Source organism: Pilosibacter sp. NGB245 (genome assembly GCF_057397225.1).
Genome location: NZ_CM171584.1, coordinates 2,654,015 through 2,666,590, shown reverse-complemented (window position 1 = coordinate 2,666,590; position 12,576 = coordinate 2,654,015). Strand labels below are relative to the sequence as shown.

At 45.4% G+C, this 12,576-nt stretch carries 4 protein-coding genes; 3 read left to right on the top strand and 1 reads right to left on the bottom strand.

Going from position 1 to position 12,576, the window contains the following annotated elements; genetic code table 11:
* Positions 1 to 115: 115 nt before the first annotated feature.
* Positions 116 to 3,919 carry a YDG domain-containing protein gene (locus ACXMYH_RS11940; protein WP_486554959.1) on the top strand — a complete coding sequence of 1,268 codons (3,804 nt, stop codon included), beginning with the start codon at positions 116 to 118 and terminating at the stop codon, positions 3,917 to 3,919.
* Between the two features lie 148 nt (positions 3,920 to 4,067).
* On the opposite strand, the gene ACXMYH_RS11935 is transcribed toward ACXMYH_RS11940, so the two are convergent.
* On the bottom strand, positions 4,068 to 4,259 hold the full coding sequence (locus ACXMYH_RS11935) for a hypothetical protein (RefSeq protein WP_486554958.1): 192 nt from the start codon (positions 4,257 to 4,259) through the stop codon (positions 4,068 to 4,070).
* Positions 4,260 to 4,540: 281 nt separating this feature from the next.
* Here ACXMYH_RS11935 and ACXMYH_RS11930 point away from each other — a divergent pair, with 281 nt between their 5' ends.
* Together ACXMYH_RS11930 and ACXMYH_RS11925 are read left to right on the top strand one after the other, a co-directional pair.
* Positions 4,541 to 4,930, top strand: a complete 390-nt coding sequence (locus ACXMYH_RS11930; RefSeq protein WP_215703991.1) for a hypothetical protein — start codon at positions 4,541 to 4,543, stop codon at positions 4,928 to 4,930.
* 150 nt (positions 4,931 to 5,080) lie between these two features.
* Positions 5,081 to 12,187, top strand: a complete 7,107-nt coding sequence (locus tag ACXMYH_RS11925; RefSeq protein WP_486554957.1) for a hypothetical protein — start codon at positions 5,081 to 5,083, stop codon at positions 12,185 to 12,187.
* The last annotated feature ends 389 nt before the right edge of the window (positions 12,188 to 12,576 follow it).

Genomic DNA, 12,576 nt, shown 5'->3' with positions numbered 1-12,576 from the left:
GTGTGCATTTGCTTGACATGTCGCGCGGATTATTAAATAATGAAAGCAGAGCAATAGGCTGACTATATGAGCGTACATTAAGTGTGAAAAGGAATCAGAAAGGGGCGTTGTGTTAATGAGAAATACACGTAAAGCAACGGCAATCTGGCTGGCCATGTCGTTGGCAATATCGACAGCTTTTGGGAATACAGCATGGGGAGAGATCCGGCCGAATACAGAGAATAACCGGTGTGTCCATGTGCATACGGCAGAGTGCTACAAAGATGCAGACAAAACAGCAACTCCATCCCAGATCGGAAAGGAACCTACGGAATGTACCCACATTTGCAGCGTAGAAAGTGGCTGTATACGGGATACAGAGAATGAAAATAATGAGAATGCCGACACGTTGGATGCTGTTGCTTCCAATACAGGCAAGAATGATTCTAAGAAAGAGCAAGCTGGAGAAAAAGCCGCAGACCGGAAGGATTCTTCTGGTAATGCAGATGAAAATAAAAACTTAAATGATGTGCCTGCTCAGAACGGGGCAGCACTTTCTGCCAGCACGCCATCCAATGCGGAAGATACCACAACCACAGGTGGAACCATCACACCGGTTTCACAGACGAAGATCCTGTCATGGTCATGGTTTGATCCGGAGGAAAATCTGCTTGATGGCAGACTGGAGCTGACCGGAATCACTGAGGAAGCTCAGCCATCCTTTACAGAGATTACCGAATATTTACCAACGGCCATTATTGCCCGGGTGGAAGAAGGCAAAGACGGCGAAAACGTTGAAGATGGGGAAGAAAAGAATCTGCTGATCACCAATTGGACGTGTGCGGAGTATGTGCAGGATGAAGAAGGCCGCTGGCCATTGGAAGGCACCTATGAGTTTAAAGCAGAGCTGCCGGAGAGGTATGAGCTGGCAGAGGGCGTGGATGCGCTGGTGGTGGAAGTGTCTGTGGCGGGGGATCAGGCGGCGATGATCAATAATGAACGGGTGGTTATGCATCTAAGCTTTAGTGCAACTGAAGATCCTAAAGACCTTAAGTTTAATGGAAGTACATTTTCTAGTTATCAGAATGCTGTAGAAGGCTTGGCAAGCCAAAATAATATATCTTATAAATCTTTAGGTAATGATAATTTTAAATTAATCTTAAATAATACTACGATATATAATATCGAAATAACATCTGGAAGTTGGATCATAGAATTACATGGTAATAATGAGTTGATTGGAAGTGGAAAGGGTGCTGCTGGAATAGGTCTTTATATTTCAGGAGGAAGTGCAACAATTATTGCACCAGATGAATCAGCATCTTTGACAGTTAATGGTTATCCAAAATCCACAACGGACGGATCTAGTGGTATACAAGTTAAGACGAGTTTGACAATAAAAAGTGGAATTATTAATGCGACTGTGTCAAAAAAAGGTAGACATAATGATGCATCAGGAGCAATTTATGTAACAAGAGGTGGAACTTTAAATATTAATGGTGGATCAATTACTGCAACAGGACATGGCCGATGGGCCTTGGCTGCACTTGGAACGATTAATATGTCGGGTGGTGTGTTTAATATTGTTGGAGACGGTAAGATAGCAGTGGATCATGAGCCAAGTTCTAATTTTACACTTTCTGGTGGTACAATTAACATCACCTCCCCAACTGGTCATACAGGACTTAGCACAAAAGGCAACCTGACGATTACAGGTGGAAAAATGGATGTAAATATTCTTGAAATAGTAAAAGATACTACAATGACAGTAAAAGGAGGAATATTAGAAACTGGAGGAATAAAGATTGGAGATAATGGTAAGCTGATAAATAAAGGAAAGCTTATTGCAAATGGTAATTTTGAAGGAAATGGAACAATTGAAAATACTGGTACAATTAGTGGAAGTGGAAGTGTGCCGGATTCTGCAAAGCAGACGCCGGATACAATTACGGGGTATTTCGCAAACATAAACAAAGAATATAGCGAGAATATGTCGATCGATGTTCCACAGTGTGCACAGATTACTAAACCGGCTAAAGCCGGAGATTTGCAATATGAACTTGTTGAATATACAGGAAGTGAATCTAAGGGCGAAGGAACGATTGACGGGTCAAGAGGTCTGCTGACGGTAAAAAAGGCTGGTGTTTTTAAAATTAAGGTTAAGACACTGGCAAGTGGAATTTATCAAGAAGGTACTCCGGTTGAGATAAGATTGACTGTTGATAAAGCAGATTTTCCTAATATATGGACAGTGAATGTAGATGCTGTTAGTGGTGTATATAATGGCACTGAGGGATATCCGGCAGCTACAATTACATCGACTCGTATACCAAAGGATGCGGAGTATAAATATCAACTGGCCGCAACATCGAAAAGCAGTAATTTACCAGATCAGTGGAAGTCAGAGTGCCCTAAGATTGTAAATGTAAATGAGTCTGGCCAGTATGTATTTGTAAAGGTGATAACAGATAATTATAAGTCGAAAGTATTTTGTTCCAATAATACAACGCATATTACTCGGCGAAGTTTTACGGAAAGCGTAGAAGTAGCGATTGATTCAAGTGTTTATAATAATAAACCACAGAATCCGAAGATTAAGGTGCTTGAAAATTGGAAAGGCACATTAGGAAGTGAATTAAAAGAAGGTATTGATTATGAAATTTCTTTTTGGAAAAAGGAAGATAATAATCAATCAGTTACAAAATTAGAGGACGCTGGAACGTATATCGTTTATCTGTTGGGAAAGGGAAATTACGATGGTTCCCTGAAAACGGCTGCTTTTACAATCAACAAGTGTAAATTAAAAGCACAGATAACAGGAGATTCCTTCGATAAAGTCTATGATGGGACTACGGATATTACAGAGGAGCAGAGGCTGGCAATTCAGCTTTGCGACGACAATCATAAAACTCCTGAGCTTCAGGATGTTCGTGCAGACCAGATTGATTGGGCATATCAGAGTGCAGATGTTGGAGAGCACGATATAGATGCGACGATCATCTCGTTAGCAGGTGATCAGGCAAAGAATTATAAGCTGACAGAACAGACGGTATCACAGAAAGGAACGATCAAGTCCCGTGATTTCGCGTCCATGACGGTATCGGCAGACCCGCTCACCTACAACGGCACCGAGCAGCAGCCGAAGATCAATGCTTCTGTGGAAACCGGACTTGAAAATGTTAGCCCGGATGCGGTATTTACCTATTCTATGGATGGTGTGGATTATCAGAGTGAGATCCCGGGCTTTACCGATGCGGGAACGTATCTGGTATATGTGAAAGCGTCCATGGCGAATTTCAATGATGTGGTAAAAAACGTCACGGTGACGGTGAAACCGAAAGAAAGTTCATCCGGCGGTAATTCCGGAAATAATTCTGGAAATAACACGTCCGGAGGCGGCGGCTCCAATAATGGCAGCTCCGGTTCAGACGGGGACAGCTCCGATTATGATGATCCGAACGAAAGTAGTGTTAAAGTAACCCCGAATCCGTCCAACAAGGTTACGAAAGACAGTCAGAAGGGCTACAGAAATGTGGAACAGGGCATCATCACCGGCACAGCCAATCAGACCGTGAACGATGGCTACAGCCATTGGATGAAGGACGCCAAAGGCTGGTGGCTCCGCTTTAGTGACGGTACATGGCCAATGGCCGATCGTACTGGTGCATATCACTGGGAGAAGATCAACGGAAAATGGTGGGCCTTTGATGAAATGGGTTATGCTAAAACAGGCTGGTTAAGGGATGAGAATTACGGCGGCTGGTTCTATATGGATCCGGAACACGGCATGCAGACCGGCTGGATGCTTCTCAATGGAGTCTGGTACTATTTTAACCCGATTTCCGATGGAAAGAGAGGGATTATGTACGCCGGACAAAGGACACCGGACGGATACTATGTAGATAAAAACGGTGTCTGGGACGGAAGAAACAAGCAGTAAAGCGAGTTTCAAGCCGAACTTCCGTGAGACTTGGCGCGTGATTCTGGTAAGAGAAGCTGACATATTCCTGCCAGAATCACTGCGCAGGAAAAAATCTGCTAAAATTAAGCTTGTTAGGCGTTTCGGTGAACGCTATAATAAAAAAGCATTAATCGGCATCGGAAACAGAAAAGCAATCGAATTGAAAGGATTCGATTGCTTTTTTAAATTTGGCATCCCCATTCCATCCATGTTCTCCATATAGATGTCCATAAAGACAAGCTGAAAATTGACCTGGGCGCCAGCTTTCAGACAGTTCTGCTCTGTCCTCTGCTCTGTCATCCACAATCGCAATCTGCATCGTGCCATCTCCTTTGCACAATAATCCAATATTAGTATAACATAAAACCGCAGGAAAAAACTTGCGTCTTAAACAGGAAACCTGCGTCTTAAACAAAGTCGGTTGCATTTCTCTTGACAAGATGCTACGCTAATTATATTACCAGCCTTTTAGGTGAGAAGGTCCGCGAGGATCGCACTGCGGCGGAAAGGAAGAGTGCCGCTGTCGCGCCCCGCCGCAGGCGGAGAATCCTGCAAGCAGGATTCTTTTTCATTTTTTCTTTTCGGGAAAGGAGGCCCGGCATGAAAATCGCACTTTGTACGGAATTAAGGAATGCAGAATGGTTTGAGAGCAGGCTGCGCTCCCTTTTTGATGGGGATGGTCAGCTTGTCATCGACGAGCTATGGAATGAAAAGCAGCTATCTCAGGCACTGCGGCGGAGCCGATATCATGCGGTTGTCATCGCCATGACCGGAGCAAAGGGACTGGAGGCGGCCATACAGGCGAAGCGGCTGGCACCGGAAGTACCGCTTGTCTGGTGGAGCGATGATGAAAACTTCGCCCTGATCGCGTATCAGCTTCGTATCCCGGCATTCCTCTCCATAGATTGTAGTGATCAGGAGCTATATGAGGCGATGGAGTCCATCAGGAAACGGAGGTATGGAAATGCGAATTGCGCTATGCAGCTATAGTCAGAAGGGGGAAGCAGTCTTCCGGCTTCTTCAGGGAAGAAGGGGAAGTAATGAATCAGGTGAGAAAGAAAAGTATGAATAAAAAATATTACCGGAGAGAACAAAACCGTCACGCTATATAGAAAATAATGACAACAGGAGGAAATGGATATGAGGTATAAAAAGAAGAAACGGCAGATCGTATCTGCAGCATTGGCGGTAGTGATGGCGATGCAGTTATGCATACCGTCTGCAACGTTTGCTGCAGTTCCTACAAAAAAGTTGAAAGTGATCACGGGATTTACGGAATTACCGGAGGAGGTCGCGCATATTCAGATCCCTGCGGATGCCGGAGAAAACTTTGAGGATTATCTGAATTTCCCGGAGACGATCGAGGCTTCGGTGGTGGAATATAAGAACGTGAATCATCAGAAAAATAATGCGGATCGCGATAAGGGCGCGGAAGATGAGAAAGCGGCAGCAGACGACCGTGATAAGAAAGAAGACTTTGGAATTGCTACCGGCAGTAATGCAAAGAAAGAAAATCTGAATGAGGAGGAAACTCCGGAAACAGAAAATTCAGAAAACGTGCCGGATAGCAATGATGAGGAGGAAGCAGATAAACAGGAAGTTCAGGAGAAAGACCAGCAGGGTACGTTTCTGATCGCGACCGACAGCAATGCCGGGGATTTTCTTAAGGATTATGAGTTTGAAGATGAGGAAATCTCAGAAGATATCCCGGTGCTGACGGATATCAGCGTTACTTGGGAGCCGGATGAGAACCGGGAAGATGAAAGTGGTTTCTATTATTATCTTCCGGTTCTTCCGAGAGAGTATATTTTGGCAGCGGGCGTGGAGCTTCCGGAGATCGAGGTCAGCATGGACGGCGGAATCGCTTTGCTGGCATCAACAGATACTTATAATATTGCGAATGGCGGTATCAACATCAACAGCAACACATTGGAACAGTATAATCATGCGACTATCACGGGAAGCAGTACGACCAATGTTATTCTGGTTAATGGTGTGGAGGCTACAATCACGATTTCGAATCTGGATATCCAGATACCGCTTGTTAAGAACGATGAGACAGCGAGTACCTGGGTACCGGCAATCCGACTGGGAAATGGTGCAAACCTGAATCTGATTCTGGAGGGGAAAAACACGCTCAAGGGCGGTGATATGTGTGCGGCTATTGAGGTGCCGGAAGGCTGCACCCTGACGATCAGCGGAGAGGGAAGCTTAAAAGCAACCGGTGGAGAAGGAGCAGGAATTGGTGCGTCAAGCAGGAGAAATGGTTCCTTGGGAACGATTGTGATCGAAGAAGGCGATATCGAAGCTTATGGCGGCGCGCTGGCGGCAGGTATTGGCGGCAGTGCAGAGGGCGACAGCGGTACCATTATCATCAACGGCGGAACTGTGTATGCCAAGGGCGGACATGGAAGCTACTACCAGGATATTAATAATGTATACGGTGGAGCAGGAATTGGCGGTGGAGCGAACGGCTGCGTGGATAAGATTGAGATCAATGGCGGCAATGTGACGGCCTGTGGAGGATATGCTACGAATGCAGGAAGACACCCCGGAGCCGCAATCGGCTGTGGCGGTGGTGGAGCAAAAGCGGTAGAAGGCGGATACAAGTATGGTGATATTGCGATCAAAGGTGGAACGGTTTTAGCCATTGCATATCAGAATGAAGTATATGCGATCGGTATCGCAGTGAAACCGGATTATGTGCTGCCGGAGGGCAGTACCTTGGATGGCTCTATTTCCATCAGTGATCAGGCAGTAGTCAACTTAAATGGTGGTGATTATTTTCCAAAGAGCGATGAGTTTGGACTGAAAAAGTATACCATTCAGGGCACGATTGCGGATGGACGATTAACCGAAAGCTCTTATCCGGTGACGATCAGCGTGGGAGAGATTACCTGGGATGCAGGGACGATGAAGGTGAGCGCTTATCAAGGCACACTTACGGCATCCAATTATCTGAAACCATTAACGTCAGAGACACAGGTAACGGTAGATGTGACGCTTGGAGAAAACTATGTTTATCAGATGGAAGCTGACGTTGATGATGAGAATGCAACGATTACTTTGAAGACCGGAATTCCTCTTTATGAGACAAGATTAAAATTTGTTTCCACGGCGATCACGAACGATCAGATATTACAGGCAACCGATATCACGATCAAGCAGGATGGTGAACCGTTGATCAATCAAGAAGGTCAAAGTGCAGCTATGGTCATTCCTTCCATGCAGATTTCGTATGATGAAGCGAACACGGGACATCTGACGGTATATCTGCCGGAAAATGAGGGAAACACAGAGATTTCGGTGACGGTACCAGGCTTAAATGGCGGCAATCCGATCACAGTATCAGGTAAGACGATTTCGACAACAACACCAAATGAAATCGAGATGTTTCATGATGATACCGTTTGTAGTCATGAGTACTATAATGCAGATGGATTTTGTGAAGCATGTGATGCATATCAGAAGGCAATAAAGTCGGGGGAATATTATGAGATTTATAATGCCGGTCAGCTTTTCTGGTTTGCAAAGCAGTTTAATGATGATAAAAACTTTAATAAGAAGAGCAATCTGAAGCTGATGAAGGATATTAAGATCCCGGCCGGATATGACTGGACAAGCATTAGAGACAAATCTGGTACTAGGTCTTTCGAGGGGACTATTGAGGGAAATTACCATGTAATTTCCGGACTGCGACCTGCTAATGACGGTGAAAGTTATAAGTGGGGACTGGTGGGAAGGATTCAACATGGGAGTGTACAAAATATAGGGCTGGTGTTTGAAGGTGATTGGACTTGTGGATTGTGTCGTACCGCTATGTATGATGTCAAAATTCAGAATTGTTTTGTAGTAGGAACAGATTTTTTATATAGTTCTTCAAACGGAGCGGCGACTAAAGGAACGGTGACTAATTGCTTGGCTGTATCAGGAAAACTGGAAGGAACTAAGCGCCCGAATGATCGTAGGACTACTTTTACGAACTGTTATGAGACAACACAGGGTGATTTTAGTTCTTGGGGTGGAATTACTACTATAAGCGAAGAAAAACTGAAATCCGGCGAAATTGCCTATAAATTAAACGGTGAAAAATCAGATGGTACGTGGGGACAGGTGATCGGAACGGAGGATTACCCGCATTTCCGCAAGTACAGTAAGACGGTATATTATGATCCAGCTGCTGGTACATATTCTAATAATAAGGCGGCAAGTATCACTTCCGCAGCTGTCACGGATATTAAGACGATTTCTGACACAAAAGCGACTGCTACACTTAAGGCAACAGGAACTCCCGGAGCAGAGGTTAAGTTTTTCTTAACCTCCGACGAGGATGAGCAGACAGGGACATTAGATGATATGTTCTCGAATGGAACGCCACTTAGGGAAAGTTCTTCCGGAAACTATGAGTGTACTATTGAGAATTTAACTCCGGATACAGAATATCATGTCAGACTGATGATTAAAAAGGATGGTAAATTATCTCTTGATGTAACCTATGTAAATTTCCAGACAGAAAAAATGCGGCAGGAGGCACCTAATGCTGCTGATGTTTCTATCAATTACGAACAGGAGACTTTAGAGAATAAAGCTTCCTGCGATCTGGAGTATGCTGCTTCTAAGGATGCACAGTCATGGACAATTATAAGACAGGGTGGTAAGGTTCGTCTGACAGGGCTGCTGAATAACATTCGTGAAAATGGTGGGTCTGTACCAGTCTATATTCGCAAGAAAGCATCCTCGTTCATGTCAGCCAGTGAAGCGGTTTTGGTGGCGGATTTGCAAACACAGGCGATTCCGGAAGAATCGAACAAGCCGAATATTGATTATCGGAAGGAAGAAATCTCAATTTCCTCATCTTTACAGTATGTGATTGTAAACGGAACCAATACCTCTCCAAACTGGACATCTGCAAAAATGGGCAGTGGATCAGGAATTTCGATTACAGACATCATTTCTTCCGATCATGAGAGTACGGTTTATTATCGGTATGCTGCAAGCAACACGGATAAGAAATTTGCCGGAAAACCTGAAAGTATCACGATTCCTAAAAGAACGGCAGCACCGGCTGCAATAACTGAGGATGAGGTGGATATAACCGGTACGGCGATTACCATAAACAGAACGAATCCGGAAAATGGCATTGAGTATGGATACCGTGATGTAGATTCAGACGGAGCATTTACATGGATTGACGGTACGGAAATTCAGGGATTATATCCGGCACATGGATATCAGGTAACCAGCAGAATAAAGGCGAAAGAGAATGCATTTGCTTCTGAGAGAACGGAACCGCTTAATGTGTCTACCAAGGATACACTGAGAATTGTAGGAAATGGAACACAAAAGTGGGATGCGAAGGGGACTTATGGGGTTTTACTTGCTCAGATTCCGGTTTCCCTGGCTTCTGGTTATGGTGTGTATAATGGTGCAAATCAACTGGTAGCCGGAAACTGGAGCTGGGAACCGGAAAATAGTAGTTCAGCATCTGGTATTTATCCGAATGTAAAAGGTAACAAGGCTTATACCGTGAAATTTACACCGACAGATTCAAGTGCTTCATACGATGGGACATTAACAGCTTCCGTGGTACCGGAAATCTCTAAGTACACACTGCAATTATCAGTTGCGGTAGAAGATAAGACCTATGATGGCACGAAAACAGCAACTGTGCATGAACCGCTGATTGTAAAGACTGGCGTGTATACAGGTTCAGGAGAGGAGCAGCTGCAGATCACAGGCTTAACAGCAGCTTTTTTGGATGTAAATGCCGGAACCAATAAAAAGGTTGTGATCGATGCTTCGAATGCAGTGATAACAGGAGCAGTGATCAGTGGCGGAGCAACAGCCGATCCGGATAACTACCAGGTCAACATTCCTTCCAGTGCAACCGCAACGATCGAAAAAGCAGCATCTTCGATCACGATCAATGATGCAGAGTGGCCGGGAACGAAAACATATGGCGATCCTGATTTTTCATTGACTGGAGTTACCACCGTTGGAGATGGAGCGGTGACCAAGACAAGCGACTCTGCGAATGTACTGACGGTCGATGCAGATGGCCGGGCAACGATCCATGGCGCAGGTACGGCAACGGTAACGATAAGTGTGGCAAGTGGCACCAATTACACGGCAGGTAATAATTCCAGACCGATCACCGTTCAGAAGGGAACCATTTCCCTGAATCTGAAAGCCGGAAAGAAAACCGGTCTGATGCAGGGACTCCTGGCAGTTCTTGGAAATGTGGAAGATACTTATGTTCTGACTCTGGAAGCGAAGGGAGCTTATCAGGATGTGCTGGCCGGAACGGTAATATTTTATGAAAATGGACAGCAACTCAATCAGACGCCGATCCCATTGACCAATGGAACCGCGTCCATGGAATATTCGGTTCCTTCTGCCGGTACGCATGAAATTTCGGCAGAATATATGCTTCCGGCCGATGGACCAGAGAAGGAAAATTACAATGATCCTGCACAGGTAAGCTGCAGCTTCGAGGTCGAAAAAGCAGATGAGGATCAGATTCAGATCAAAGAAGTGGACGGGAAGCTTTACGGTGATGATCCATTCGAACTGGAACTTACCGGACAGAAGGGAACCGGAGCTGTGAAATTCTCCGTTCCTGCTGACAATGGAGTTCTGGAGTTATCCGAAGTGAACGGAAAAACAGAGGCGAAGATCATCGGAGCCGGAACGGTCCTCGTGACAGCTGAGGTTGCCGGGGATACTGGCTACAATGGAACAACGGTAACAAGAGAGATTACCATTGGAAAGGCACAGACCCCGGAGGTTTCGGTGGCAGCGCCGAAGATTGCACCGGTTCCGGCAGATGCACCGGAGGAGGTAAAAGAGATTGCTAACCTCTTGGAAGAGAAGACCCCGGAGATTACCGGACTGGATACTGTGGCAGCAGATCTGATCCGGGAAACAGAAAACGGGGATGTGATCGTAAAAACAGGAGAAGATCAGACGATTTCCGGAGTGGAAGCGAAGGAAAAACTTCAGAAGGAAGGAGTCAATACCGCAGGAAAGAAGGTAAGACTGGTGGTTGAGCCGTATATGTCGGTGGAAGTAAAGGGTGTGACCGAAAAACAGGGAGTGAATGTGATCACTTTTGAAATCACCGCATTATACAATGTAAAAGCCACAACAGCCGGAAAGAATGAGACCATGCAGGAGGAAGGAACCGGTAGAAATACCATTCTGATCGGCACAGCAATCCCGCAGAAGGTTGGAACCCCGGTTACGATCACCCTGCCGCTCCCGGCAGATTATCCGACCGAAGATCTCTTTATCCGGCATCTGTTACATAGCGGAAAAATTGCTTATTATCCGGTAACAGTAAAGAAAACGCAGGGAAGTGTGATGGCAGAGTTTGTAAACAAGGATGGCTTTAGTACCTTTGAGCTGCTCTCAGACAGCCGAAAGGGAACGGTTGCATTTGATCATGGAGTCGGAGAACGGAGCTATAGCCTGGAGCAGATGGATGAAGCGCTTCCGACAGTCAGCAAGGATGGAGCTGTGTTCAAGGGTTGGAAGATCAACGGCACGTTGTATACAACTGTGAACGAAGCACTCCTGGATGCGCTGGATCAGGCAGAAGGACACCGTGTGACGGCGCAGGCAGTTCTGGAAAGCAGCAGTCCTGAAACTCCTGATAATCCGAAGGAAGACAATAAACCTGGTTCTGCAACTCCTGATAATCCGAAAGGTGACAGGAACACCGGTTCCGGCAGTGACAGAGAGGATACTGACTGGAATGTGACCAGAAATGCATGGGAAACAAAGAAAGTCAATGGCGTAGTCAGATGGAGATACTATGATAGCGATGGACGTCGTGTATCCAATGCATGGAAGCAGATAACGGACAATGGAATGATGAACTGGTATCACTTTGGTGCGGACGGGTACATGGATACCGGCTGGTTTAAAGATGCGGATGGAAACTGGTATTACCTGGATCCGGTATCTGACGGCGCGCAGGGAACCATGAAGATCGGCTGGTTTAAGGACACAGACGGGAACTGGTATTATCTGAATCCGGTATCTGACGGTACGCGGGGAGCGATGAAGACCGGCTGGTTTAAGGATGTGGATGGAAACTGGTATTATCTGAACCCGGTATCTGACGGTACCAAGGGAGCGATGAAGACCGGCTGGTTTACAGATCCGCAGGATGGACATCTCTATTATCTGGATCCAAAGACCGGTGCAATGGTGACCGGAAACATACAGAATGATAGCGTGTGATTCTGTTTCATGGGGATCCATCAACTTTTATGGTTGATGGATCCCTGCTTTTATCTTCTCATAGGACAAATGGAAATTTTTACTTGACAGTTCTATGTTTTTTCATGTATGATAGAAATAGTGTGAAGAGACATTTATCGTTTTCATGCAAATGTATGTAATGACCACTCCCGCAGAACAGACTACGGAAGTTAAGCCCATCGGACAGGCGGGTCAAGCGCCGCGTGGGGTTAAGCCCACATTATTGATTGAGTTAAAAGCTCAAATTTATAAGTTGATTACTTTATAATCAGTGTTTGAAAAACACATCATCTTGTGAATCGGTCAATAAGTGCAGGGACAATATATTTGCGATTGCAGACTTGGAAGAAAAAACGATAAAGCTCAGA

Excerpts from the sequence above, each read along its gene's own strand:
- ACXMYH_RS11940 (WP_486554959.1), top strand. The coding sequence starts at position 116 with ATGAGAAATACACGTAAAGCAACGGCAATCTGGCTGGCCATGTCGTTG.
- ACXMYH_RS11935 (WP_486554958.1), bottom strand. The coding sequence starts at position 4,259 with ATGCAGATTGCGATTGTGGATGACAGAGCAGAGGACAGAGCAGAACTG.
- ACXMYH_RS11930 (WP_215703991.1), top strand. The coding sequence starts at position 4,541 with ATGAAAATCGCACTTTGTACGGAATTAAGGAATGCAGAATGGTTTGAG.
- ACXMYH_RS11925 (WP_486554957.1), top strand. The coding sequence starts at position 5,081 with ATGAGGTATAAAAAGAAGAAACGGCAGATCGTATCTGCAGCATTGGCG.